Origin of the sequence: Flavobacterium amnicola (genome assembly GCF_004122165.1) — a bacterium.
GTDB classification, from domain to species: Bacteria; Bacteroidota; Bacteroidia; order Flavobacteriales; family Flavobacteriaceae; genus Flavobacterium; species Flavobacterium amnicola.
In genome coordinates this window covers 644346-669133 of the sequence record NZ_SBKO01000001.1, presented here as the reverse complement: position 1 = coordinate 669133, position 24788 = coordinate 644346, and the positions used below count along the sequence as shown (strand labels likewise).

24 protein-coding genes are annotated in these 24788 nt (G+C 35.1%); 15 read left to right on the top strand and 9 right to left on the bottom strand.

Translation table 11 applies throughout. The features are described 5' to 3' along the window. Positions 1-27: 27 nt before the first annotated feature. Complete coding sequence (locus tag EQG63_RS03060; RefSeq protein ID WP_129434278.1) at positions 28-351, top strand: hypothetical protein; 324 nt, start codon at positions 28-30, stop codon at positions 349-351. Positions 352-411: 60 nt separating this feature from the next. Here EQG63_RS03060 and EQG63_RS03055 read toward each other — a convergent pair whose 3' ends face one another. After that, a complete protein-coding gene (locus EQG63_RS03055) occupies positions 412-2523 on the bottom strand; it encodes a hybrid sensor histidine kinase/response regulator (protein WP_129434276.1) in 2112 nt (703 codons plus the stop codon). A gap of 205 nt (positions 2524-2728) precedes the next feature. Here EQG63_RS03055 and EQG63_RS03050 point away from each other — a divergent pair, with 205 nt between their 5' ends. Continuing rightward, entirely contained in the window at positions 2729-3793 is a 1065-nt protein-coding gene (locus tag EQG63_RS03050; protein WP_129434274.1) for a LamG-like jellyroll fold domain-containing protein, read from the top strand. Positions 3794-3843: 50 nt separating this feature from the next. Here the strand turns inward: EQG63_RS03050 and EQG63_RS03045 are convergent, their stop codons facing one another. Further along, positions 3844-4086 carry a DUF6341 family protein gene (locus EQG63_RS03045; protein WP_317125538.1) on the bottom strand — a complete coding sequence of 81 codons (243 nt, stop codon included), beginning with the start codon at positions 4084-4086 and terminating at the stop codon, positions 3844-3846. 45 nt (positions 4087-4131) lie between these two features. On the opposite strand from EQG63_RS03045, the gene EQG63_RS03040 reads away from it, so the two are divergent. Then, positions 4132-5064, top strand: coding sequence for a DUF6427 family protein (locus tag EQG63_RS03040; protein WP_129434272.1), 933 nt, complete (start codon positions 4132-4134; stop codon positions 5062-5064). A 19-nt stretch (positions 5065-5083) separates the two neighbouring features. Here the strand turns inward: EQG63_RS03040 and upp are convergent, their stop codons facing one another. Continuing rightward, the gene (gene upp / locus EQG63_RS03035) at positions 5084-5737 is read right to left on the bottom strand and encodes a uracil phosphoribosyltransferase (RefSeq protein WP_129434270.1); all 654 of its coding nucleotides are present in this window, start codon (positions 5735-5737) and stop codon (positions 5084-5086) included. A gap of 74 nt (positions 5738-5811) precedes the next feature. On the opposite strand from upp, the gene EQG63_RS03030 reads away from it, so the two are divergent. Both EQG63_RS03030 and EQG63_RS03025 read left to right on the top strand, forming a co-directional pair. Further along, positions 5812-6417, top strand: a complete 606-nt coding sequence (locus EQG63_RS03030; protein WP_129434268.1) for a DUF4254 domain-containing protein — start codon at positions 5812-5814, stop codon at positions 6415-6417. Between the two features lie 12 nt (positions 6418-6429). After that, a complete protein-coding gene (locus EQG63_RS03025) occupies positions 6430-7461 on the top strand; it encodes a glycosyltransferase family 9 protein (protein ID WP_129434266.1) in 1032 nt (343 codons plus the stop codon). 40 nt (positions 7462-7501) lie between these two features. On the opposite strand, the gene EQG63_RS03020 is transcribed toward EQG63_RS03025, so the two are convergent. The 5 genes from EQG63_RS03020 to EQG63_RS03000 form a co-directional block, all read right to left on the bottom strand. Further along, positions 7502-8278 (bottom strand): hypothetical protein, encoded by a 777-nt coding sequence (locus tag EQG63_RS03020; protein ID WP_129434264.1) that lies wholly within the window; start codon positions 8276-8278, stop codon positions 7502-7504. A 136-nt stretch (positions 8279-8414) separates the two neighbouring features. Next, complete coding sequence (locus EQG63_RS03015; protein ID WP_129434262.1) at positions 8415-10079, bottom strand: tail fiber domain-containing protein; 1665 nt, start codon at positions 10077-10079, stop codon at positions 8415-8417. 2 nt (positions 10080-10081) lie between these two features. Further along, complete coding sequence (locus EQG63_RS03010) at positions 10082-11809, bottom strand: tail fiber domain-containing protein (protein ID WP_129434260.1); 1728 nt, start codon at positions 11807-11809, stop codon at positions 10082-10084. A 2-nt stretch (positions 11810-11811) separates the two neighbouring features. Then, positions 11812-13044, bottom strand: a complete 1233-nt coding sequence (locus EQG63_RS03005; protein ID WP_129434258.1) for a tail fiber domain-containing protein — start codon at positions 13042-13044, stop codon at positions 11812-11814. 167 nt (positions 13045-13211) lie between these two features. After that, positions 13212-14264: a 2Fe-2S iron-sulfur cluster-binding protein gene (locus EQG63_RS03000; RefSeq protein ID WP_129434256.1), complete on the bottom strand. Its 1053-nt coding sequence runs from the start codon at positions 14262-14264 to the stop codon at positions 13212-13214. A gap of 150 nt (positions 14265-14414) precedes the next feature. Here EQG63_RS03000 and porW point away from each other — a divergent pair, with 150 nt between their 5' ends. From porW to EQG63_RS02980, 4 genes are read left to right on the top strand one after another with little or no spacing between them, the layout of a single operon-like run. Further along, the gene (gene porW, locus EQG63_RS02995) at positions 14415-17012 is read left to right on the top strand and encodes a type IX secretion system periplasmic lipoprotein PorW/SprE (RefSeq protein WP_235827802.1); all 2598 of its coding nucleotides are present in this window, start codon (positions 14415-14417) and stop codon (positions 17010-17012) included. A 3-nt stretch (positions 17013-17015) separates the two neighbouring features. After that, complete coding sequence (locus EQG63_RS02990; protein WP_129434254.1) at positions 17016-17402, top strand: bactofilin family protein; 387 nt, start codon at positions 17016-17018, stop codon at positions 17400-17402. Beyond that, positions 17392-17622: an AtpZ/AtpI family protein gene (locus EQG63_RS02985; protein ID WP_129434252.1), complete on the top strand. Its 231-nt coding sequence runs from the start codon at positions 17392-17394 to the stop codon at positions 17620-17622. The genes EQG63_RS02990 and EQG63_RS02985 overlap by 11 nt, the downstream gene beginning before the upstream one ends. Next, positions 17622-18011, top strand: a complete 390-nt coding sequence (locus EQG63_RS02980; protein ID WP_129434250.1) for a hypothetical protein — start codon at positions 17622-17624, stop codon at positions 18009-18011. The genes EQG63_RS02985 and EQG63_RS02980 overlap by 1 nt, the downstream gene beginning before the upstream one ends. Here the strand turns inward: EQG63_RS02980 and EQG63_RS02975 are convergent. Continuing rightward, positions 18001-19362, bottom strand: a complete 1362-nt coding sequence (locus EQG63_RS02975; protein WP_129434248.1) for an RCC1 domain-containing protein — start codon at positions 19360-19362, stop codon at positions 18001-18003. The two genes, EQG63_RS02980 and EQG63_RS02975, sit on opposite strands and share 11 nt — an antisense overlap. A 282-nt stretch (positions 19363-19644) precedes the next feature. Between EQG63_RS02975 and atpB the strand changes: the two genes are divergently transcribed. From atpB to atpG, 6 genes are all read left to right on the top strand, one after another. Next, the gene (gene atpB, locus EQG63_RS02970; protein ID WP_129434246.1) at positions 19645-20838 is read left to right on the top strand and encodes a F0F1 ATP synthase subunit A; all 1194 of its coding nucleotides are present in this window, start codon (positions 19645-19647) and stop codon (positions 20836-20838) included. 95 nt (positions 20839-20933) lie between these two features. Beyond that, a complete protein-coding gene (gene atpE, locus EQG63_RS02965) occupies positions 20934-21125 on the top strand; it encodes an ATP synthase F0 subunit C (RefSeq protein ID WP_089380496.1) in 192 nt (63 codons plus the stop codon). Between the two features lie 82 nt (positions 21126-21207). Next, complete coding sequence (locus EQG63_RS02960; protein WP_129434244.1) at positions 21208-21708, top strand: F0F1 ATP synthase subunit B; 501 nt, start codon at positions 21208-21210, stop codon at positions 21706-21708. A gap of 6 nt (positions 21709-21714) precedes the next feature. Further along, positions 21715-22248, top strand: a complete 534-nt coding sequence (gene atpH, locus EQG63_RS02955; RefSeq protein WP_129434242.1) for an ATP synthase F1 subunit delta — start codon at positions 21715-21717, stop codon at positions 22246-22248. A 14-nt stretch (positions 22249-22262) separates the two neighbouring features. Further along, positions 22263-23840 (top strand): F0F1 ATP synthase subunit alpha, encoded by a 1578-nt coding sequence (gene atpA / locus EQG63_RS02950; protein ID WP_129434240.1) that lies wholly within the window; start codon positions 22263-22265, stop codon positions 23838-23840. Between the two features lie 77 nt (positions 23841-23917). Then, the gene (atpG, locus tag EQG63_RS02945) at positions 23918-24775 is read left to right on the top strand and encodes an ATP synthase F1 subunit gamma (protein WP_129434238.1); all 858 of its coding nucleotides are present in this window, start codon (positions 23918-23920) and stop codon (positions 24773-24775) included. The last annotated feature ends 13 nt before the right edge of the window (positions 24776-24788 follow it).

Below are 24788 nucleotides of genomic sequence, written 5' to 3'. Positions count from 1 at the left end.
TATATTTAATTTTTAAAAAAAATAGATATGAGAAAAATTGTTTTAATTTTAAGTGTAATCGTCCTTTCTTCTTTTGGAAGTCGTATGATGAATCCATCTGAAAATACTGTTGCAACAGAAGTAATAACTGGAGGAAGCGTTTCATTAATAAATGATACAAATGACAAAGTATCCATTCATACAGGAACTGGTTTTGTTTCCTTAAATAAAGGTGCTAAAACCAGCATTGGATGTAATGTAGGAGAAGAAGTACGATGGGCTGATAATGGAAAAAAAGCCCACGTGATTTTTACCATTACCGAAAAAATGTGCGGAAAAACGTTTAAGTTATCTGAATTAATGTTACAATAATTTTGTATCATAAACTGTTTGTTTCATCAAAAGTCCATACTTTTTAGGTATGGACTTTTTTTATACTGAAGTTCCAAATCGTTCTTTTAGTTTGCTGAAAAAATAAGTTGCATTGGTAATGCCCACACTTGCTGCAATTTCTTTTTTGGTAGCGTGCGGATTTTCCATGAGTAGTGCCTTTGCTTTTTGAAAACGAGCTTCCATGATGAGTTCTTGTGTGGTTTGTCCTAAAATCGCTTTGGTTTTCCTGTTTAAAGTACTTTTGGAAATATTCATATGAAGGGCAATATCTTCCACACCAAAAGTGTGTGAATGCAAATAAGTATAAATAAGTTCGTTCAATTCTACATTAAATTTGCTGGCAAAAACAGTTAAACTTTCTCTTTCTTCGGCATCTAAAGTGGTTACAAAAGTATGAAGAGTATCAAATGATTGTAATGATTTTTGAATCATTAACAGCAGTTCTTCTTCTACAAAGGGTTTGTTCAAATAACCATCAATCCCCAAACGAAGCATGTTGAGTTTTCCTTCTTGATCACTTCTCGCGGTTAATACAATAATAGGCGTTTTTAGTTCTTGTTCTTTGATTTGTAAGACAAGACCTTCTCCATCCAAAACGGGCATCATATAATCGGTAATGATAATGTCAAACGAATGTTGTTGCAGTATTTCGAGTGCTTCTTGACCGTTTTCGGCTTCGGTAATATGGTAGTCTTCTAAAACTTCTTTTAAATAGTGTCGCATTTGCTCGTTGTCTTCCACAATCAAAATAGATCTTTTGGTAGTTTTCGATGGCTGCGTTTGAATTTTATGAAGTCTATTATTTCCAACCACAGTGTTGCTGGTTTTTAGCACAATTGGACTGTGTTCAATGGCTTTTTTAGGAATGGTAATTGTGAAAATGGTTTCCTCATTCGGGATACTTGATAAGGAAATATCGAAATGGTGTGCCTCTAAAATACTTTGCGTAAAGGACAAACCGATGCCGCTTCCTTGGCTTTTGGTAATATCATTTTTAGATTGGAAGAAACGTTCAAATACTTTGTCTACATCGGATGCTGGAATTCCAATTCCGGTATCTTTAATTTTGAGGATCAGATCCTTTTCTAAAGTAACTTCGATGGCTACCCTTCCTTTTTTAGGCGTAAACTTTAAAGCATTCGACAATAAATTATTAATCGACTTTGACATCAAATCTTCATCCATGAAAACAGCTATATTCGACACGGTCATGATTAAGTCAAACTGAATTTCCTTTTTTTGAAAGAGTGTTGCAAATTCTGCATAATGTTTTTCTAAAAAGGGCTGTAAGGCAACTTTCGTGCAGGTAATCGTAAATTCATTCGAATCAATTTTACTCAAATCAATGATGTTGTTAATGATATTCTGAATTTGCGCCACTTGGTTGTTGATGTTCTCAATTTTTCCTTGATTTTCTTCCAAAGAGCCTTTCAAATTAATTCTGGAAACATTGCCTTGAATTAAGGTCAAGGGAGTTCGTATTTCGTGTGAAAAATTGACAAAAAAATGCGATTTGAATTCGTTTAATTGATCGAGTTTGTTTCGTTGCTCTTCCAAAATAATTTTATCGGCAATCACTTTATCCCTTTCTAATTCTAAGAGTTTCTCTATTTGATTGTTTTGTTTTTTGAAATAATTCGTCAAAATGTAAAACAGAAAGAAAAGGCAAACCAAGCCAGGACTATAAAAATCGATGGTTGGATAATGTTCAAAAAAATGATTCGGAATCGTGAAACATAAAAGTGCTACGGTAAAAATGCTGTAATTAATTTTTTTATTATCGGTAAGCACCAAACTCACTGCTGGAGCCAAAATCAAATAGAACTCTAATAATTGTCCCTTTTTTATAAAATTTCCAAAGACAAAACTATTGACGATGAGCATCAACGCAAACATAAATCGACCGATTTCATAGTGGCCTTTGGTATGAATATATTGCGATAGAATAATAACAATCAATTGCAGAAAATGCACTAAAATATTTAAATAAAGAAGGGGTGATTTTGTCAAATAATTGAGCAGTAAAATCACAGCCGTTGCATACCAGCAATAACAAAAGGTATTGAACAGTTTGATTCTTTTAATTTCTGAATTTGATTGTATTGTGTTTCGAATTCCTAAGGAAACCAACAAATCGTACCAATTTTTCATTACCCTTTTATTAGTTACAAAAGACGATTGATGTGCTTGTATTGTAAGTCCAAAAATATACTATTTCTTCGGAAAAAAACCAATTTGAATCAAAAGGAAGGTATCTGAATCAAATCGTCGATAAATGACGCAAATGATTCGGTTTTGATTCGGGAGAACTATTCAAATCGTTCAAATTTGTCCCATAAACAAAAACTGAAAACGCATGAACACAAAATTATCTTTTTTAGTCTTTTTATTTTCTGTAAAAGTATTGGCTCAAGTTCCAACCTCCAATTTGGATAGTGAGTATCAATTTACGAACAATATTTTAGACACTTTTGGCACAGCCGAAAATTTGACACAAACGGGAAGTGCAGCTACATTCACTTCAGATAGAATTGGAAGTACTACAAGCGCCATTAATCTTGGGGGAGATTATTTTAAAAGAAGTGCACTTTACTCTAATGATTTATCGATTAGTTTTTGGATCAAAACTTCGGTTGTGAATGCAAACAAACAAACCATCCTAGATCAAAGTAGTAGAACTTCTGCCACAGAGGACAACACGAAACCAGGATGGTACATTTATTTACAAAATGGAAAAATAGGTTTGGCTGCTAATTTTAGTTGGTATTTCACCGTTGGTGGCACAGGAGGAACGCCTTATAGTGGAAATTCCGATTATACCAATTCAGTTTCTACCTCTACGATAGCCAATAATACTTGGCAACATGTAGTAATAACAATGCAAAAAGCAAGTGATTATCCAAGTCCTGGTGTTTTACGCATGCGTTATTTTTATAAAATATACGTTAACAATGTATTAGAAACCTCCAATGGAGATCAGTATTATTCAATGACAGGTTCTGGGTTGCACCAATGGAACTTAATGTCAACATTAAGAACAATTAGCATATCCAATGACCATTTAAATAATTTGACTGCGACAAATAGGTATTCAGGTAGTATTGATGATATTCGTGTTTACACGACTACGTTAACACAAGCAAACGTGACAAGTTTATACAACGAATTGGCGGCTTTGAGCACAAAGGATTTCAATGAGTTGTCCGATTTTTATATTTATCCGAATCCAAGTAATAGTAGGGTAACGGTTCAAAGTGTAGAAAATATCGAATCGATAGAAATAATTTCTTTAGAAGGAAGAAACCTAAAATCAGCTTCTGGAGCCACAATAGATATTTCAGCGCTTTCTAACGGAGTTTTTGTCATGAAAGTAAAAACGAAAGATGGGAAAATCGGAACGAAAAAGATAATAAAAAACTAAATCGAATATAGTTGAATACAAAAATGCCGCTTTAAGCGGCATTTTGTTTTTTATTTTAAGAACGAATGTGCAGTAGTATCCTGATCTTCTTCGTTGTTATCTTTGTGAATTTGTAATTGCTTAATCCAATACCAGATATAGTAACAAATAATTCCCCAAAGTGCCCAGTTTACAATGTTGGCAACCCACCAACCCCATGTTGGTTCAATTTCAGTAAAACGAAAAATGTCATGAAAGAAGAAAATAATTTCGTCAAATATCCATTGAATTGCTTCAAAAAATGATTTCATCATAATTGATTGTATTATATTTACACAGCAAAAATATAAAATATACTCATGATTACAAGCGTTTTTAGTAAATCTCGTCCAATAAATTATATTTTAATCACAACTTTGTTGGTTATCTGTTTTTTATTGTTCCAATTTAGAACCAATTTTAGTTCAATTTCTACCTATGAAATCGCTAGAATTGGTTTTTTGTTAGTGTTATTAATAGGATCTTTATTTATCACTAATTTCATTACTAAAAAGAACGGATTGAGTAAAGACAACAGTTACACCTTCTTTTTATTTTTTATTTTTCTGATTTTATTTCCGAAAACATTGGCGAACGGAAGTTTAATTGTATCGAACGGATTAATTTTATTGGCCATCCGAAGACTTATTTCGATGCAGTCGCTAATTACCCCAAAAGAAAAAATATTTGATGCTTCGATTTGGATTTTTGTGGCCAGTCTTTTTAATTTCTGGTGTATCTTATTTATTATTTTGGTTTTTCTTTCGATTATTTTTCACGTTTCCAGAGATTATAGAAACTGGATTATTCCGTTTATTGCGCTTTTTACGGTGGTAATTATTACGGCGATGTTCTCGTTGGCTTTTTATCCCACTTTTATTCAGGAATATTCGAAACAAATTGTGGTTGATTTCGATTTTAAGTATTTTGAAAATATATTTCAAAATGTAGCGATTGCAATCTATATCCTTACTGCTATTATTGCTTTTTTCTCGATGCTGTTTATCTTGCCTAACAAATTGTCAAACCTACATTCGGCATACCGAAAAGTGATTTTTTCTTTCGTGATTGGACTGGCTGTTTATTTTATTTCGCCCAACAAAGACAACAGTTATTTAATTTATACGTTTGTACCCACTGCCATCATGTTGACCAATTATCTCGAAACGGTTCAGAAATATTGGGTTAAAGAAGTCATCGTTGGAATTATCGCAACCGCTAGTTTTGTGACGTATATTTTACAACTAGTCTAATAAAAAAGCAACTCAATTATTACAGTTTGCTACCGTAGGCTAAATCACCAGCATCACCTAAACCAGGAATAATGTAATTTTTCTCGTTCAGTTTTTCGTCCAATGCAGCCACCCACAAATGGCAATTTTCAGGTAAGTTTTGCTCTAAGAAAGCAATGCCTTCGGGAGCTGCAATAACAACTGCAATATGAATTTCTTTTGGTTTTTGTTCCAAATGCAATTTATGTAGAACTGCTACTAACGATTGTCCTGTAGCCAACATCGGATCAATTAAAATTAAATTTTTTCCTTCAAAAGAAGGAGCGGCTTGGTATTCTACTAAAATTTCAAATTTATCATCGTTGTCATAATGATGACGATATGCCGATACAAATCCGTTTTCAGCATCGTCAAAAAAGTTCATAAAACCAGTATGCAAAGCCAATCCTGCTCTTAAAATCGAACATAAAACTACGGGTTCGGCAATAGTTGTGGTGTGTTTAATTCCTAATGGAGTCTGCACATCAATATTCTTATAGTCTAAGGTTTTACTCAATTCATACGCCATAATTTCACCAATACGCTCAATGTTTTTACGAAAACGCATGCTGTCTTTTTGAATGGTCACGTCGCGGATTTGCGTTAAAAAATGATTTAGGATACTGTTTTGCTCTGAGATATAATGGATATGCATTTTGATAAATTTTACAAATTCCCGATAAAAGTACAAAAAAACGCTACTTTTGTATCAAATAAAGAATCAAAACTATGTTCGCTGAATTTGCATTTCCCATTTTTGAAAGAAGTATCAATGAGTATCACGTGATTGATGACGTGTATCAACCGACTTTAAATCCGTTTGAAAAAGGATCTATAGAACACTTATTATATGCTAAAAACTGGGTAGATACCGTGCAATGGCATTATGAAGATATTATTCGTGACCCGCAAATTGACCCGGTGGCCGCTTTAGATTTGAAGCGTAAAATTGATGCTTCCAACCAAGTTCGTACGGATATGGTGGAATATATTGACAGTTATTTTTTACAGAAATATTCGAATGTAGTGGTAAAAGCAAATGCTAAAATCAATACTGAAAGTCCTGCTTGGGCGATCGATCGTTTGTCTATTTTGGCCCTAAAAATTTACCACATGAGCGAAGAAGCCAATAGAGCCGAAGCGACTCCAGAACACCGTGCCAAATGCCAAGAAAAATTAAATGTGTTGTTGGATCAAAAAAGCGACATGTTTGTATCTATTAGTCAATTGGTAGAAGACATAGAAAATGGTGACAAATACATGAAAGTGTACAAACAAATGAAAATGTACAACGACGAGGAATTGAATCCGGTGTTGTATCAAAATAAAAAATAAGCATCTGTTTCGATGGCAAACATCAAACATATTTTAGTTATAAGGCTCTCGGCTATGGGTGACGTTGCAATGACGGTTCCTGTGCTTAGAGCTTTTTCTTTGCAATATCCTGAAGTAAAAATTACCGTAGTTTCCCGACCTTTTTTCAAACCTTTTTTTGAAGGAATTCCGAATGTAAATTTTTTCTCCATCGATTTGAATCAAGGTCATAAAGGATTTTTAGGACTACTCCGATTGCATGCCGATTTACGACAATTGAATATTGATGCTGTGGCCGATTTGCACAATGTATTGCGTTCAAAAGTGGTGCGAACCCTTTTCGCTTTGAGTGGCAAAAAAGTGGCAGCCACCGATAAAGGAAGAGCAGATAAGAGAGCCTTAACTCGAGCGGAAAATAAAATCTTCGCCCCAGTTAAATCGATGTTCGAAAGGCATGGAGAAACGTTTGAAAAATTAGGATTTTCAATCGATTTGGCACACCCAACTTTTCCTCAAAAAGCAATCTTATCAGAAGAAATTTTGCCCATAACGGGAGTAAAAAATGAAAAATGGATGGGTATAGCTCCTTTTGCTCAATACGATTCAAAAGTGTATCCACTCGATTTAATGCAGCAAGTGGTTACCGAATTAGCAAAAGAAAAATATAAGCTATTTTTATTTGGAGGAGGACAAAAAGAGATTGAAAAACTCCAACAACTGAAAGGAAATTTTGACAATGTCATTGTAGTGGCAGGAAAAATGAAATTGCCACAAGAATTGGATTTGATTTCCAATCTGGATGTGATGCTTTCCATGGATTCTGGTAACGCACATATCGCAGCAATGCTAGGTGTGAACGTGGTAACACTTTGGGGCGCTACCCATCCGTATGCCGGATTTCAACCGTTTAATCAACCTTTGGAGAATTGTATCACTTCAGATAGAGAAAAATATCCTTTATTACCAACTTCCATTTACGGCAATAAAAAAGTGGAAGGCTATGATGAGGTGATGCGAACCATTTTACCAATTTCGATTGTAAATACAATAAAAAACGAGCTCTAGAGCTCGTTTTTTTAGTAGGTAATAATTATTTGGTAGATTATTATCTTCCGATGTACATGACGTTAATTTCACATTGATTTCCTAAAGCACCCATTGAGCCTACTACATGTGCATTGGCTTCGGTTATATTGTCATCAGCTACTCCATTATAAGAAGCGTTTAATGTGCAGGTTTGCCCTGCATTTAATGACAAGGTTACAATGATATTCGACTCATTAAATAATTCTAAATAATTGGTAAGTGTTGTGCTATTGTAAAAACTAGTGGAATGTAAGTATTTTCTATAGTCGGTTCCGTTTACAGTTAATTTAAAATTGCCCTCAACAAATCCCATTTTCGCACCGTCCGTATCGACTGTTCCGGCACCTAAATAACCACTAAATGTAATTGAATATTTCCCAGTATAGGGTGCTACAAATGATTTTGAGTTAAGCCCTGGTATGTTTGTATACGTAGAGGCAGTAGTTGCTACTGTTAAGTCGGAGTTTTGCGTAAATTTTGTATCAAAGTAACGATGTGCTTGGGATACCCAATTGGTTCCATCCCAATAATAAATACCTGGAACGACGCCATATGTGCCTACTGTTGTAGCGGTATTATAAACCATTGTCCCCGCAGCTAAGACATTGTTATTTGTTTTTGGATTCACTACTGGAGCAGCGGTATTCGTAGCGGATAATGCAATTCTTGGCATGACGTAGCCAAATTGTGTGCTTGAAATATCTAAAGCACCTTCAGGGGTTGTAGTCCCTACACCTACTTGAGAAAACCCATTTATAGCGATGAGTGATGCCAGTAGCATGAATACATTTTTCATTAGTTTGTTTTTTGAGTTTGTGGTATTATTTTGAAAAGTTTGGCAATTATACAAACTCTTGACAGTAAAGTATTTAAAAGCCACACAAACTCGACAAAATGTTTAAAAAGTCAGTTAAATTGCATAAAAAAGGAGCTTAATTCGCTCCTTTTTTGTTGTTTTCAAGTGTCTTAACTATTTTTTCTAAGGCTTCCTTTTGTTTTTTCAAAGCATCTATTTGCAATTGTTGGTCCTGAATTGCTTTAATGGCTACTGGAATAATTTCAGTGTAACTAATACCCAGTCTTGGCATTTCTTCTTTGACCAAAATGCCTGGCTTTTCTTCGTATTCTTTCCATTGATGGGTTTCAATAACTTCTGGGAGAATCGGTTGAATTTGTTGTGCTATAAATCCAAGTTTTGTTTCTTTTTCAGCATCAGGAATTTCAAACCCACTTTCATTTTCTTTTTTCCATTTGAATGAAACAGGTTCCATTTTCATAATTTCGTTTATCCCATAACGTAGTGGCTGAATGTTTTCTTTATCTCTTCTGTCAGAAGTATTTATTGTACCTGTTGCAGCATAAACGGCTGTCCATCGTTTTGTTCCCGAACCTGCGTTTATAGAGTTATTGGTTATTGGTGATAAAGGGCAATATATATTAAATTCATCTACACCATCTTGTATGTATTCGATAGTACCAATTCCGGCTTGAGTTCCAGAAGCTGACCCATTATTCAAATGTAAATTATAGGTGGAAGCAGTTGATTGTCCGACTTTAATATTTCCAACATGATAAATAGGATCTGAATTGGAAGTACCTGTTTGCCATCTCCAATCATCATCGGTTGTCGAAACAGCAATTGGGTTTTTCCAAGTGGCAAGACCGGTTGCATCGGAATACAGCATTTTCCCTACCCCTTGAGCACCATCCTGAATGGTTAGTGTAGGCGACGCGTTTTCGGTTATAATAACATCATCTAAAAACACTTCATCGGTACCACCGTCTGCAGAAGAATCTTTGGTGTAATTCCATCTAAAAGTATGTGTTCCGCTGGTAAGATTGTAAGTTACGGTTGTCCAACTAATTATTCCACCCCAATTGGCTTGTTCTACTCCGTCAATTAAAAAGCGAAGTTTATCACAACAACTTTCGGTGGAAGTACTATAAGCAAAAGAGATGGTACCACCTTGTGCTCCTATGGTTGCAGTGGTTTCTAGCCAAGAATTTTCATTATCTACAAGATTTGCTCTCGTTTTTGCTGCGGTAGTTCCGGAAAATCCGGGAGCACCAGTAGTCCAATTTCGATTTCCACCAGTTGTAAAAGGAGCAACGTTACCATCTTCAAAACCATCATTTAAAAGTTGTGTCGCAACACTAGTAGCCGCCACATGTAGTTTTGTGGAAGGCGTAGAGGTTCCAATACCTACATTACCACCACTTGTTACTCTTAAAGATTCGATATTATTGGTAACTATTTTAAAATCCTGTGCATCTGTGGTACCTACTTTATTGGAAGTGGGGGTTGTCCCACCGTTACCGGTTAAAGACCAACCCGAACTGGCAAAAGACTGCCATGATGCCCCATTGTAGTAATAAAATCCAGGCGTTGCATCAGTTTGATAAATTAACAATCCTGTTGCGGGTGTTCCGATTAGGTTTCTTTGTGCCTGTGTCATTCTTGGTACAAGAACCCCTTTATTGGTGCTGGAAATATCGAGAGCAGCACTTGCATCAGGAGTGACTGTACCAATTCCCACTTGTGCGAAAGAAGAAATTGTAAATCCTAAAAAGGCGAATATAGTAACTATCTTTTTCATAATTATTTTTTCTCAAGTTGCTTAACCATTAAAGTGGCTTCGTCTAATAATTTTTTAACCTCGTTTAAAGTGTTTTGATTTTCTTGAGTTGCTTTGATTACAACAGGAAGAATTTCACTATAACTTACTCCTAATATATTTGTTTTTCTTTTTTCGTAAACAGAAAGATTGTTGGGATCTTTGGGTCTCCATTCACTATCTTGAACGGTTTCTGGTAGGATTTTTTGAAGATCTTGTGCAATAAATCCAATTTTATTTCTTTTTTCTGAATCGGAAAGAATGGTCTTACCATATTTTTCTTCCTTCCATTGATACGACACGGGTTTTAATTGCTTTAATTCCTGTAAACCATAGTGTAGTGGTTGTATATTTTCTTTTTCTCTGCTGTCTGAAGTGTTAATTACTCCATTAGTAGCATAGATTGTACTCCATCTTAATGAGGCAGAACCCAAACTCACACTATTGTCATTTTGTGGCACAATAGTATTTGATATCCAGTTTTCAGCCGAGCCATCTGTAATATATTCACTTGATCCCAATCCTGTTTGATTACCATCTATACCTTGATCCACATCTAATTCATAACTTGGTGTTCCAGAAGAACCAATTCGGATGTCGCCTGTTCTGTAAATTGGATCAGTATATGCGGAGCCACTATTAAAACGCCAATCATCATCAGAAATCGAAAAACCACTTGGGTTTGTCCAAGTCCCATTGCCATTCGCATCTGAAACCATTACATAATTATTAGCTTGATTACCATCAACAATTCGTAAAACATTGACTGGGGCTACAATACTAATATTGTCGACAGTTACACCCCATCCATAATTACCTACATAACGAAATCGTAAACTATAATCTTGTCCACTGGTTATCGCTTGTGTTGATGAATAAAGTTGGTTGAGTGCGTCGGCCGATAAGTTTAGTAATGTTGCCTGAACTGATGCTGTAGTTTCATTGTATAAAGTTACTACAAATGCTTCTGGAGTGACGTCATAGTTAAAACTATAATTAAATGAAATTGGAATACTTGTGGCATTAATAACTCCTAATTTTACAACCAAAGTGGCATCTTGGTCACAAGTACTAGCGCCATAATCTATAACAGCTCTTTGTCCTGAACAACTTGCGCAAGCTGCGGAAGAAGCGTCGGATGTCGAAATTCTCCATCCATCATCAACAATACAGCCAACATTAGTATAAAAATTATAGGGATTATTTGTGTTGACCAGTGTCACATTTCCTGACGTAACCGATTCGAAATCTTGAACGATGCTTAACACATTAGGGGATGTTAAATGTAATTTAGAAGTACTAGTTGTTCCTCCAAGAACCACATTTCCATTGCCTAAAATCCTAAAACTTTCTGCATTATTTGTTTTTACTAGCAACGGTTGATTGTCAGTAGTTCCTAGTTTATTTGTAGCGGGAACTGTGCCTGAATTTCCGTTCAAACTCCAACTGTTTCCCGCTGAAAATTGTTGCCAACCAGCACCATTATAAAAGTAGTATCCCGCTGAACCATCTGTTTGAAAAACCAATAATCCTGTTGCAGGTGTTGCAATAGCAGTTCGTTGTGCTTGTGTCATTTTTGGAGGCAGAAGCCCTTTGGTCGTACTCGTAACATCTAAAATTGAACTTGAGTTTGGAGTAACGGTTCCTATTCCTATTTGAGCATTTACTATTCCAAAGGTGAAAAAAGTAAGTAAAAGAATGTATTTTTTCATGATTACGATTTCAATAATTGTTTGATTCTATTGGCAAGCGCTTCTGTTTCAGATTTTAATCTGGAGATTTCTACATCTTGTTCTTGCTTCGCTTTTACTAAAACCGGAATTAGTTCTTCGTAATTAATCCCAATTCTTTCAAAATCAAATCGTACATAATCATCAATTTCTTTTTCACTTTTTGGTTTGTAACCATAAGTATACACGGCTTCTGGAATTATTTTTGCGACATCTTGAGCAATCAATCCAAGTTTTAATTGTTTTTCATTTTCTGGAATAGCAATTTGATTGCATTTTTCTTCTTTCCAAAAATAGGAAACGGGTTCAAGGGCCATAACTTCTTTTAATCCATAAGAAATCGGAGACACCTTTGTTTTTTGTCTCCCATCAGAGGTTTGTATAGTGCCATTTACGGCATAAATTGTATTCCAACGTAACGTAGAGGTTCCAAAAGAATCCAGATTATCTGAACTAGGTGTTAATCGATGGCTAAAAATGGTTTCGTTATTTCCATCGGTGATTACTTCCACATTTCCGATTCCAAAAGTAGTTCCAGTGTTGGCTCCATTATCGATATCTAAATGATGTGTTGTGGTTCCTGTTCTCCCAATTACGACTTTTCCAGCATGATAAACGGGATCGGCAAACGTGTTACCCGATGAAAACAACCAATCGGCATCTGGTTGTGCTAAAGCGCTATTGGAGCCCCAATAGACATTACCATTAGCATCGGAAGTCAATACTCTATTAGCAGCTTGATTTCCGTCAACAAATCTAAAAACAGGTGCGGTGCCGGTAATATGAAGTTTAGTAGAAGGATTGTTTTGATTGATACCAACATTTCCATTCGTCTTTACTCTAATTCTTTCGGTATTAGTTGTAGCTATTACTAAATCTTGGCTATCTGAAGTTCCTAAAAAATTGGTAGCAGGATTCGTGCCCGCATCACCTGTTACGCTCCATCCCGAAGAAGTAAATGTTGACCAAGAAGTACCATTATAATACCAAAAACCTGATGTTGCGTCGGTTTGATAAACAAGAAGTCCTGTGGCTGGTGTTGTAACGGCAGTTCGTTGCGCCTGTGTCATTCGAGGGACTAATAAACCTCCAATTGTTGATGAGATTTCTAATTGTGCACTAGTGTTCGGAGTAGTCGTTCCTATCCCTACTTGAGCAAACGCATTAATGTACAACAAGCACACTAATACGGGAATAAAAATAGTTCTTTTCCTCATTGGTTTTGTTTTGGGTGATATTTCGAGGCGAAATGTATTAAAAAGGAAAAGAATCCGTTAATTTATTATTAAATTACCGACAAAAAGTATAAAAAAACCGATGAAATACCATATTCCATCGGTTTTGATTTTTTTCTAAACTCTAGTTTAGATTTCGATTTGATTAATTATACATCGTCATAATCTACTGTAATTTCAGCAGAAGTAGGATGTGCCTGGCAGGTTAAAATTAAGCCACTGGCTATTTCTTTATCCGTTAAAATAGTGTTTTTCTTCATTACAGCACTACCTGAAGTCACTTTGGCAATACAACTGCTACATACACCTCCTTGGCATGAATAAGGCGCATCTAATCCTTGTTTTAAAGCCGCTTCAAGCAAGGTTTGTTTGCTTGACATTTCGAAAGTTTCTTCGTCACCATCCACCAAAACGGTAATGGTTGTATGCTCCACTGTTCCTGTTTCAGAAGTTTTTTCTACCGAAGGACTGGCTGAAAACAATTCGAATTTGACATCTTTTTCAGCTACATTTTTTTCTTTTAATGTGGCATTCACCAAATTTATCATTTCTTCGGGGCCACATAAATAATATTTTGAAAATTCTTGACCAACATGTTTGTTGTGGACAAAATTTACCACCGATTTATCAATTCTTCCAAACAGTTGTCCATCAATATTTTTTTGGCTAAAAGCATAATGTACCGAAAGCCTGCCTAAAAATTGTTTTTGTAATTCGTTTAATTGGTTGTAAAAAATAGTGTCTTCAGGTGATTTATTTCCATAAACCAACACAAAGGAACTTTTAGGTTCTTGTTGCAACACACTTTGTAAAATAGACATAACAGGGGTTATTCCACTACCTGCTACAAAGGCCATATAATTACGTTGTTTTTCGGGATGAGGTTCAAAAGTAAAACGCCCTTCAGGAGTGCCAACTTCCAGAACACTTCCTTCTTTTAATTGTTCGTTGGCAAATTTAGAAAACGTACCATTTTTGATGGCTTTAATCGCAATTCGCAATTCACCAGCGGTTGGCGAAGCACAAATGGAATACGCACGACGAATTTCTTTTCCGTCCAATGTTAATTTTAAATTCACATACTGCCCTGCAATGAATTGGTAAAAATCTTGAAATTCAAGTGGGACATTAAATACAACTGAAATAGTTTGAGGAGTTTCTCTTTTAACTTCTTTTATTGTGAGTTTATAAAATGTAGACATATGTATAAAGTTTTAGCAAAATTAACAAACTAAACCGACTTATTTTTACGTTTTAATAGACTTATTTTGTAAGAATTTCAAAAAGAAATGTACTTTTACATGGATTAATACTAAAAAGTACTTTTCAAAGTTATGGTTTAAAACTTTTTTATGTTGAAAATTAGCACATTAAGATATATCTTATTTCTTTCTTCATTATTACTAATTGTAGCCTGTTCCACAAAAAAGAACTCATTTGTTGGTAGAAATTGGCACGCCTTAAATTCAAAGTACAACACACTTTACAATGGTGATGTGGCGCTTGATAAAGGAATTATTGAAATCAAAGGCGAATACAGTGATAATTTTTGGGAATTGCTTCCAGTAGAACGAATGCAAATTGAGGAAGAGGCTTTTTTACCAGGTCAAAAAGGGAAAAACGCCAATTTTGAAAGAGCCGAAACCAAAGCAGTAAAAGCCATTCAAAAGCATTCAATGAATATTGAAGGGAAGGAGAAAAACATGCAAATGGATGAGGCCCATTTGTTGTTGGGAAAAGCACGTTATTATGACAAACGTTACATTCCTGCTTTGGAAGCGTTTAATTATATTCTTTATAAATATTCGAATTCTGATAAAATATACGAAGCCAAAGTATGGCGCGAAAAAACCAATATTCGTTTGGAAAACGATGCTTTGGCGGTAAAAAACTTACAATTATTATTAAAGAAAAAGGAACTAAAACCACAAGTTGAAGCCGATGCTAACGCTATTTTAGCACAAGCATTAATCAATTTAGAAGAAAAAGACAGCGCCATTGCCCCACTAAAAAAAGCAATAGCCACCACAAGATCTAAAGAGGAAAGAGCTAGGTATCGTTTTGTTTTAGGGCAATTGTACCAATCTTTAAAATACAATGACAGTGCATATAATTCGTTTCAAGAAGTGATCGATATGAAACGTAAATCACCACGAATGTATGTAGTACAAGCACATGCTAAGCAAGCTGGATTGATTGATGTTACCAAAGATACTCTGGCTTTTGTAGAAAAGTATACAAAACTGTTGGAGGACAGAGAAAACCGTCCTTATCTAGACGCATTGAATCATCAAGTAGGACTTTTTTATGACAAACTAAAACAAAAAGACAAAGCGGTTAAACATTATAATAAATCATTAAAAGCGGGTTCTACAGATTCTTATCTGATGGCATCTAATTTTAGAAATTTAGCAGCCATTCATTTCGATAAAGGCAAGTATGTCGAAGCTGGAAAATACTATGATAGTACGTTAACGAAGTTCTCAAAAAAGAATCGTGAATATTTTCTTATTGAAAAAAAACGTAAAAACCTGGATGATGTAATTAAATATGAAGGAATCGCCAGAAAAAATGATAGTGTTTTAAATGTGATGTCATTATCCAATAGCGATCGTATTAGTTTTTATGAGGATCATATTAAAAAATTAAAAGTTCGTGATTCCATCCAAGAGGCATTAGAAAAAAAGAAAAAAGAAGCAGAAGCCAATAAAAACAATAACATACAAGACATTGTTTTCGATCCTAAAAAAACACCAACTCCTGGTAGTGGAAATATCATGCTACCACCGGCTTTTGGTAACGATAAAAACTCCTTTTATTTTTATACGCCTACCACTGTTGCTTATGGTAAAGTAGAATTCGCAAAAAAATGGGGAAAACGTACGTTAAAAAACAATTGGCGTTGGGTTTCACAATCAGAGGAGATTAAAACAAATGATTCTGATCCAGTTGATAAAAAACCAGCAGATACTTCTTCAATCGTATCAGAAAAATACACTACTAATTACTATCTCAATCAACTCCCAACCAATCAAGTAGTGTTAGACAGTATGGCAAAAGAGCGCAATTTAGCGTACTATCAATTAGGGGTGATTTACAAAGAGAAATTTTTTGAAAACCAATTAGCAGCCGATCGATTAGAGACGTTGCTATTGAACAAACCGGAAGAGCGATTAATATTGCCAGCGAAATATAATTTGTATAAAATTTATCAAGCAATAAATCCTTCCAAAGCAGAAGTTTACAAAGCTGATATTATTTCCAATTATCCAAATACCCGATATGCGCAAATTTTAAGTGGCGCGATTTCGGAAGAGAACAATTTGGTTCAAACGCCTTCTGAAATTTATAAAACAACTTACAAACAATTCGAAAATCAAGAATATGTAACGGCTTTGGAAACCATTGAAAAATGTCTTTCTCAATTTTCTGGAGATGATTTAATTCCGAAATTTGAATTATTAAAAGCATCTGTCACCGGAAAATTAAAAGGATTAGAAGAATATAAAAAAGCCATAAATTATGTTGCGTTAACCTATCCTGATACACCAGAAGCGCGACAAGCCGACGATATTTTAAGAGTAAGTATTCCGCGATTGGAGCAAATGGCCATTACATCCGATACAACTTCGGTAAAGTGGAAAGTACTCTATAAAGCCGGCAAAAGAGATGATGTTGCAACCAAAGACTTGATGGATAAGATTCAAAAATATATTGTAGAAAAACAATACGATAAATTTTCAGTATCTTATGATGTGTATAATGAAACCGAAAGTTTTGTGGTGGTTCATGGGATTTCATCCAAAGAATTTTCACAGTATTTAATCGAATTATTACAAGAAGCCAAAGACTACAAAATTAAAACACCGGCAACGGTAATTTCATCTGAAAATTATTCGGTGATTCAAGTCAAGAAAAATTACAATGAATTTATAGCACTTAAAATATAAATTATGTTTGAAAAAAGCTCAAAATCGTATACCGACCTACTAGGAAAAACCAATCGTATTGTGGAAGGAACCAAAATAAAAGGGGACATAGAATCGGTTGCCGATTTTAGATTAGACGGTCATCTAGTTGGAAATTTTACTTCAAAAGGAAAATTAGTAATTGGCCCTGGTGGTAGTGTTATTGGAGACATCAATGTCAAAAATATCGATGTAGAAGGAAAAACGGAAGGCAAAATAACGGTGGAAGACGTATTAAACGTAAAAGCGACAGCTACTATAGTGGGAGACGTGACCTGTGGTAAACTTTCGGTAGAACCGGGAGCCAAATTTACAGCCACGTGTTCGATGAAAACCATTGCTAATCAAGCCTTGCCTCCACATGCAGAATAATTCCTCTGAAAAAGGAAAATACAATAAGTGGCTGGCCCTTATTAACATCCCTATCCAAATGGGATTCATTATTTTTTTGTTTTTCAAATTGGGAGAATGGTTGGATGCCAATTATACTAGTCCAAAAGTATACTATTATAAATTGCTAACGATTGTAGGTGTTTTCATTGCCTTGTATAATGTGTACCGACAAGTAAATGAAATAGGAAAAAATTCATAATGGTTTTAGAACATTACAAATCTTCATTTCAAATCTTTTTTATTGGAGTGCTGTTGTATGTCATTCAAAAGACGGCATTTGTTACTCTAGGAATAGACACCACTAACTTCCGACTATCCTTAGAATACACCTATTTAATGATGCTATTTTTTTCGGTAGTTATCATGACAATTCTAAATGTGGTGTTCCAAAAAAGCAAAGATGTAGTGGGGATGACATTTTTACTAATTACTACAATTAAAGTAATAGTAATTTCGATAATCGGAAAAGCGTACATTATACCAGGAGGCAATCCAGTTGAAAAATGGAATTTCTTCGGATTGTTTGTTTTGTTCCTTTTCTTGGAAACCTATATCACAGGTAAACGATTAAACAACACTAAATTTTGATAAACTTAGTTTGATAGTTTTTGTTCCCTCCAAAAAGTTTGATTAGATACATTCCTGAAGTAAGATTTTGAACATCTACGGCTTCTGAATACAATTCCTTTTCTACTAGTATTTTTCCCGAGAGATCATAAATTACAATTTTATGAATTCCAAATTCTGATGGGATATTTATAAATCCATTGGTTGGATTAGGGTAAATAGTAATTTTTTCAGCGACAAAATTTTCTTCCACAGTCAACATTGGACACGTTATGATCGTTGGCGTATTTTTAGCGGAACCAGTTCCATCGCCTAATTGTCCGTATAAATTGGCCCCCCAAGTATATAAAGTGCCATCGCTTTTTAAAGCAGCGGTATGACTCACTTTAGAAGAGACAAACGACCAATTGGTTGCCAAAGTATTTTCCTGTACCGGAGTCGTTTGTTGGGTGTTATTTCCATTCCCTAATTGGCCGGAGGCATTACCGCCAGTCGACCATAAAGTACCATCTTGTTTTATTATTATTGAATGTTGATGCCCTTTGCTAATTTGAAGAGGATTATTAAAACTAGTGATTGCCGTTGGTGTTGCACTTGAAGTAGTGGTGGTGTTTCCAAACTGACCATTAGTGTTTCCTCCCCAGACCCAATATGTAGTGTCGGTTTTTATGGCAATACTGTGTTCTCTAGCTGCAAATATTTTACTCCAATTGGTATCCGTGCCTATTTGTATTGGGACCAAAGAAGAGGTTGGTGATGCAGTACCAAATTGTCCAACATTGTTTCTTCCCCAAGCCCATAAGGTTCCATTCGATTTTAAAGCTAAGGTGTGATCCGTTCCTGCGGAAATTTGAATCCAATCTGTTGCCGTTCCGATTTGCACCGGAGCATTTTTATCGGCAGTTGAGTTATCTCCAAGTTGCCCATAGGTATTGTCTCCCCATGTCCATAACGTTCCATCTGTTTTAATGGCAACACAGTATTCATCGCCAGCTGAAATTTTACTCCAGTTGGTATCTGTCCCTATTTGTTGTGGAATGTTAAACCTCGCAGCATTTGATCCAACACCAATTTGACCATCCGCATTATTCCCCCAAGCCCAAAGTGTTCCAGTTGTTTTTATTACTAGATTGTGTGAATTTCCAGCAGAAATAGTTTGCCAATTAAAATCAGAGCCCACTTGTTGCGGTGTGTTTTGTGTTCCTCCTGTTGTCCCTAAGCCTAATTGACCTTGATTGTTTCTTCCCCAAGTAAAAATAGCTCCCCCATCACGAATGGCTATAGTATGAGCCCCTCCAGGTGAAACAGTATTCCAACATTGTGAAAATGAAAATGTAGAAAAAAATAGAAGTATAAGTAGAATTTTCCTCATAAACATTGGGTTTCGAGTGCTCACTAAAGTAAGTAAAAAAAAATTATTAACAATCTTTCAAGCATTTTGTCGACCAAATGTATGAATTTACCGACTAAATACACTGTTCGCGCTAATTTTTTAATAGATTTTACTCTATAATCAATAGGTAAACCCCTTTTTTTCAAGGGCAATTTGTATTGAAAAGAATAGATTTTAAAAAAAATATTTTAATCGTTTTGAATATTAATAAAAAATGTACCTTTGCACCAAATTTACAAACGTAGAATATAGTTTTTATATATGGTAATTTCAAGAACACCACTTAGATTTATATTTGTAGCAATTATTGCTTGTTTTTCTCTGATTAGTTTTGCAAACCCAGTTGTGGACTCTACAAAAGTGCACACTGAAGCAACACATGCTGTTTCTGATTCTTTAAAAAGAACAGCACACACTACCGAAGCAACTCACGCAGAGGCTGGACATGAAGCAGAAGCTAATTTAACTCCAGAAGAAAAAGAGAAACAACAAAGAAAAGAATTCATCAATCACCACCTACTAGATTCTCACGATTTTGTGTTCAATGCGAACAAAGAAACGGGAGAACATTATGGTTTTCATTTACCAGTGATTTTATGGGATAATGGTTTGCAAATTTTTTCTTCAGAGAAATTTCACTACGGTGAAAAAGTAGCAGAACACAATGGTAATTTTTATGTGTTACACCACGAAAAAATTTACAAAACGGATGCTTCTGGAAAATTAAATGAAGAGCATGGTCACCCAACTAATGTTAAACCACTTGACTTATCAATTACTAAAAGTGTAATAGGAATTTTAGGTGTTGCCTTATTAATGTTTTTCATCTTTTCAAGCTTGGCTAAATCTTTCGCTAAAAATGGAGGAATCTCTAAAGGGGTAGGAAGAATTTTTGAACCGTTAGTATTGTTTGTTCGTGATGAAATCGCCATTCCAAATATTGGAGAGAAAAAACACAAAAAATACATGAGTTATTTGTTGACTATTTTCTTCTTCGTATTGTTTTTAAATTTATTAGGATTAACGCCTCTTGGATTTAATGTTACAGGAAATATTGCCATTACTGCATCATTAGCTTTATTGACCTATTTAATCACAACATTTACAGCGAATAAAAATTATTGGGGTCACATTTTCTGGATGCCAGGTGTACCAACACCAATGAAAATTATTTTAGCACCAATCGAATTATTAGGAACCATCATTAAACCGTTTTCGTTAATGATACGTCTTTATGCTAATATTTTAGCAGGTCACGTAGTATTAATGAGTATCATTGCGTTAATGTTTGCTTTCAAAAGCTGGATAGGGAGTTCATTATCTTTCGGATTGGCTTTTGCCTTATCTTTATTAGAAATATTAGTTGCCTTTTTACAGGCGTATATTTTCACAATGTTATCAGCGCTTTATTTTGGAGCGGCTAATGAAGAGCATCATCACGATGATCATCACTAAAATTCAGAATGTAGAATTCAGAGTTCAGAAATGTCTAACTTTATAATTCTAATTTTGAAGTTAAAAATGAATGTTTAATTTTTAATATACATATTATGACAGGTTTAAATTTCGTAGGAGCTGGTTTGATCGTTATCGGTGCTGGTTTAGGTATTGGTAGAATTGGTGGTTCAGCAATGGACGCTATCGCTCGTCAACCAGAAGCTTCAGGAAAAATTCAAACAGCTATGCTTATCGCAGCAGCTCTTATTGAAGGTATTGGTTTCGCAGCGTTATTCGCAGCTTAATTAAAAAACAAAGCGATAGTTGCAACGGTTGGTTGTAACTATCGTTTTATTAAATTATTAAAAAAAACAGAATTTATATACTATGGAAAAGTTAATCAATGATTTTTCGTTTGGTTTGTTCATTTGGCAAGTTGTTATTTTTGTAGGATTAATTTTCTTACTTAAAAAATTCGCTTGGAAACCTATTCTTGATGCAGTTAATACTAGAGAAGAAGGAATTAAAAATGCCTTACTTTCTGCTGAAAACGCAAAGAAAGAAATGGAAAATTTACAAGCTAGCAATGAGCGTATTTTACAAGAGGCGCGTATGGAACGTGATGCTTTATTAAAAGATGCTCGTGAAATCAAAGAAAAAATGATTGCTGATGCTAAAGAAGAAGCAAACGTTCAAGGAGCAAGAATGATCGAGCAAGCGAAAGCTTCTATCGAAAGCGAAAAAAATGCTGCTATGGCCGAATTGAAATCACAAGTATCTTCTCTTTCATTAGAAATTGCAGAAAAATTATTAAAAGACGAATTATCTAACAAAGAAGCTCAAATGAAATTAGTTGAGAAAATGTTAGGTGACGTAAAATTAAACTAATAAAGCATGTCAAGTACAAGAGCAGCAATTCGCTATGCGAAAGCAATTTTAGACATGGCTACCACATCAAGCGCAGCGAATGAGGTAAGTCAAGACATGACTTTAATTGCCAATACAATTAAAGAAAACAAAGAGTTGGAAGCTTTTATTGCCAATCCAACCCTTAAAAATGAAGTAAAAAATAGTGCGTTATTAGAGGTTTTTGCTTCTGCAAATAAGGTAACTAAAGGTTTATTTCAGTTGTTATTCGAAAACAAAAGATTTGAATTGTTAAATGCTATTGCGGTTGAATACAACAAATTGTTTGATGAAGCTAACGGCGTTCAAGTAGCTAAAGTAACTACTGCAGTTGCTATTACTCCAGAATTGGAGAAAAAAGTAATGGAAAAAATCGCGACGTTTTCAAACAAGAAAATTACCATTAACAATATCGTAGATCCAACAATTATTGGAGGATTTATTTTAAGAATAGGCGATCAGCAATACAATGCTTCGGTTGCAAACAGATTACAAGTTTTAAAAAGAGAATTAAGTAATTAATTATTTATATAATTATGGCGGATATTAAACCTGCTGAGATTTCAGCAATATTAAAAAAGCAATTATCAGGTTTTGAATCTGGTGCTACGCTAGAAGAAGTAGGAACTGTACTTCAAGTAGGAGATGGTATTGCTCGTGTGTACGGGCTTTCAAATGTTCAATACGGTGAGTTAGTAGAATTCGATAACGGTATGGAAGGTATCGTATTGAATCTTGAAGAAGACAATGTGGGTGTGGTACTTTTAGGTCCATCTACAGGTCTTAAAGAAGGATCTACTGCAAAAAGAACACAACGTATTGCGTCTCTTAAAGTTGGAGAACAAATGGTTGGACGTGTAGTAAACACTTTAGGTTTTCCAATTGATGGAAAAGGACCTATCGGTGGTGACTTATACGAAATGCCATTAGAAAGAAAAGCTCCTGGAGTAATTTTCCGTCAACCGGTAACTGAACCATTACAAACAGGTATCAAAGCAGTAGATGCAATGATTCCAGTAGGTCGTGGACAACGTGAGTTGGTAATTGGTGACCGTCAAACAGGTAAATCAACTGTTTGTTTGGATACTATCCTTAATCAAAAAGAATTTTATGATGCTGGTAAACCAGTATTCTGTATATATGTTGCTATCGGACAAAAAGCGTCTACAGTAGCTGCTATCGCAAAAACATTAGAAGAAAAAGGAGCCATGGCGTATACCGTTATCGTTGCTGCTAATGCTTCTGACCCTGCTCCAATGCAAGTATATGCGCCATTCGCTGGTGCAGCTATCGGAGAATATTTCCGTGATACAGGTCGTCCTGCATTAATCGTGTATGATGATTTATCGAAACAAGCGGTAGCTTACCGTGAGGTTTCTCTTTTATTAAGAAGACCACCAGGACGTGAGGCTTACCCTGGAGACGTTTTCTACTTACACTCTCGTTTATTAGAAAGAGCAGCAAAAGTAATTGCTGATGACGATATCGCTAAAAACATGAACGATTTACCAGAATCTTTACGTCCAATCGTAAAAGGTGGTGGTTCATTAACAGCGTTACCAATTATCGAAACTCAAGCGGGTGACGTTTCTGCTTATATCCCAACCAACGTAATTTCGATTACTGACGGACAGATTTTCTTAGAGTCTGATTTATTCAACTCAGGGGTTCGTCCAGCGATCAACGTAGGTATTTCGGTATCTCGTGTTGGAGGTAATGCACAAATTAAATCAATGAAAAAAGTAGCGGGTACTTTAAAATTAGACCAAGCGCAATTCCGTGAATTAGAAGCGTTCGCGAAATTTGGTTCTGACTTAGATGCGGTTACTTTAAACGTAATTGAAAAAGGAAAACGTAACGTGGAAATCTTAAAACAAGGTTTAAACTCTCCGTTTACTGTTGAAGATCAAGTTGCTATCATCTATGCAGGTTCTAAAAACTTATTAAGAAACGTTCCTGTAAACAAAGTGAAAGAATTCGAGAAAGATTTCTTAGAGTTCTTAAACAACAAACATAGAGATACTTTAGATGCTTTAAAAGCTGGAAAATTAGATGACAACATTACTGATGTGATCGAAAAAGTAGCGAAAGAAGTATCTGCAAAATATAATTAATATTAATTTGAAGATTTGAGAATTTGAAGAGGTGTAAGGCCTTTTCAAATTTTCAAATTTTATAATTTTCAAATTGAATGGCGAATTTAAAAGAAATCCGTAATAGAATTACTTCTGTTTCATCCACGATGCAAATCACATCGGCGATGAAAATGGTTTCGGCTGCAAAGCTTAAAAAAGCACAAGATGCGATTACAGCAATGCGTCCATACGCTGAAAAATTGACTGAATTATTGCAAAATCTTTCAGCTACTTTAGAAGGAGAAGTGGGCGGAAGCTACACGACTCAAAGAGAAGTAAAAAAAGTATTAGTGGTAGCCATTACTTCTAACAGAGGTTTGTGTGGTGCTTTTAATACAAACGTGATCAAAGAAGTTAAAAGTACTACTGAAAAATACAAAGGAGCTCAAGTAGATGTGTTGGCCATTGGGAAAAAAGGAAACGACATTCTTAAGAAAACACACAATGTGATTGATAACCAAAGTGCTATTTTCGATGCTTTAACTTTTGATAATGTTGCAACTGTAGCGTCATTAATTACAGAAAAATTTACTTCTGGAGAATATGATCGTGTGGAGTTGGTGTACAACCAATTTAAAAATGCGGCAACTCAAATCGTACAAGCGGAACAGTTTTTACCATTAGCACCAATTGCAAAAGGTACTGCTATTGCTGGCGATTATATCTTTGAACCTTCAAAAGAAGAAATTGTGATGACTTTGATTCCAAAATCATTGAAAACACAATTGTACAAAGCTATTCGTGATTCTTTTGCTTCAGAACATGGCGCTCGTATGACTGCAATGCACAAAGCAACTGATAACGCAACAGAATTGAGAAACCAATTAAAATTAACCTACAACAAAGCACGTCAGGCGGCAATTACTGGAGAGATTTTGGAAATTGTTGGTGGTGCGGAAGCGTTGAATGGATAATTCGATAAGAGTT

What these genes read in the sequence shown, in the direction of transcription:
- EQG63_RS03060 (WP_129434278.1), top strand. Translation starts at nt 28, where the DNA reads ATGAGAAAAATTGTTTTAATTTTAAGTGTAATCGTCCTTTCTTCTTTT.
- EQG63_RS03055 (WP_129434276.1), bottom strand. Translation starts at nt 2,523, where the DNA reads ATGAAAAATTGGTACGATTTGTTGGTTTCCTTAGGAATTCGAAACACA.
- EQG63_RS03050 (WP_129434274.1), top strand. Translation starts at nt 2,729, where the DNA reads ATGAACACAAAATTATCTTTTTTAGTCTTTTTATTTTCTGTAAAAGTA.
- EQG63_RS03045 (WP_317125538.1), bottom strand. Translation starts at nt 4,086, where the DNA reads ATGATGAAATCATTTTTTGAAGCAATTCAATGGATATTTGACGAAATT.
- EQG63_RS03040 (WP_129434272.1), top strand. Translation starts at nt 4,132, where the DNA reads ATGATTACAAGCGTTTTTAGTAAATCTCGTCCAATAAATTATATTTTA.
- upp (WP_129434270.1), bottom strand. Translation starts at nt 5,737, where the DNA reads ATGCATATCCATTATATCTCAGAGCAAAACAGTATCCTAAATCATTTT.
- EQG63_RS03030 (WP_129434268.1), top strand. Translation starts at nt 5,812, where the DNA reads ATGTTCGCTGAATTTGCATTTCCCATTTTTGAAAGAAGTATCAATGAG.
- EQG63_RS03025 (WP_129434266.1), top strand. Translation starts at nt 6,430, where the DNA reads ATGGCAAACATCAAACATATTTTAGTTATAAGGCTCTCGGCTATGGGT.
- EQG63_RS03020 (WP_129434264.1), bottom strand. Translation starts at nt 8,278, where the DNA reads ATGAAAAATGTATTCATGCTACTGGCATCACTCATCGCTATAAATGGG.
- EQG63_RS03015 (WP_129434262.1), bottom strand. Translation starts at nt 10,079, where the DNA reads ATGAAAAAGATAGTTACTATATTCGCCTTTTTAGGATTTACAATTTCT.
- EQG63_RS03010 (WP_129434260.1), bottom strand. Translation starts at nt 11,809, where the DNA reads ATGAAAAAATACATTCTTTTACTTACTTTTTTCACCTTTGGAATAGTA.
- EQG63_RS03005 (WP_129434258.1), bottom strand. Translation starts at nt 13,044, where the DNA reads ATGAGGAAAAGAACTATTTTTATTCCCGTATTAGTGTGCTTGTTGTAC.
- EQG63_RS03000 (WP_129434256.1), bottom strand. Translation starts at nt 14,264, where the DNA reads ATGTCTACATTTTATAAACTCACAATAAAAGAAGTTAAAAGAGAAACT.
- porW (WP_235827802.1), top strand. Translation starts at nt 14,415, where the DNA reads ATGTTGAAAATTAGCACATTAAGATATATCTTATTTCTTTCTTCATTA.
- EQG63_RS02990 (WP_129434254.1), top strand. Translation starts at nt 17,016, where the DNA reads ATGTTTGAAAAAAGCTCAAAATCGTATACCGACCTACTAGGAAAAACC.
- EQG63_RS02985 (WP_129434252.1), top strand. Translation starts at nt 17,392, where the DNA reads ATGCAGAATAATTCCTCTGAAAAAGGAAAATACAATAAGTGGCTGGCC.
- EQG63_RS02980 (WP_129434250.1), top strand. Translation starts at nt 17,622, where the DNA reads ATGGTTTTAGAACATTACAAATCTTCATTTCAAATCTTTTTTATTGGA.
- EQG63_RS02975 (WP_129434248.1), bottom strand. Translation starts at nt 19,362, where the DNA reads ATGAGGAAAATTCTACTTATACTTCTATTTTTTTCTACATTTTCATTT.
- atpB (WP_129434246.1), top strand. Translation starts at nt 19,645, where the DNA reads ATGGTAATTTCAAGAACACCACTTAGATTTATATTTGTAGCAATTATT.
- atpE (WP_089380496.1), top strand. Translation starts at nt 20,934, where the DNA reads ATGACAGGTTTAAATTTCGTAGGAGCTGGTTTGATCGTTATCGGTGCT.
- EQG63_RS02960 (WP_129434244.1), top strand. Translation starts at nt 21,208, where the DNA reads ATGGAAAAGTTAATCAATGATTTTTCGTTTGGTTTGTTCATTTGGCAA.
- atpH (WP_129434242.1), top strand. Translation starts at nt 21,715, where the DNA reads ATGTCAAGTACAAGAGCAGCAATTCGCTATGCGAAAGCAATTTTAGAC.
- atpA (WP_129434240.1), top strand. Translation starts at nt 22,263, where the DNA reads ATGGCGGATATTAAACCTGCTGAGATTTCAGCAATATTAAAAAAGCAA.
- atpG (WP_129434238.1), top strand. Translation starts at nt 23,918, where the DNA reads ATGGCGAATTTAAAAGAAATCCGTAATAGAATTACTTCTGTTTCATCC.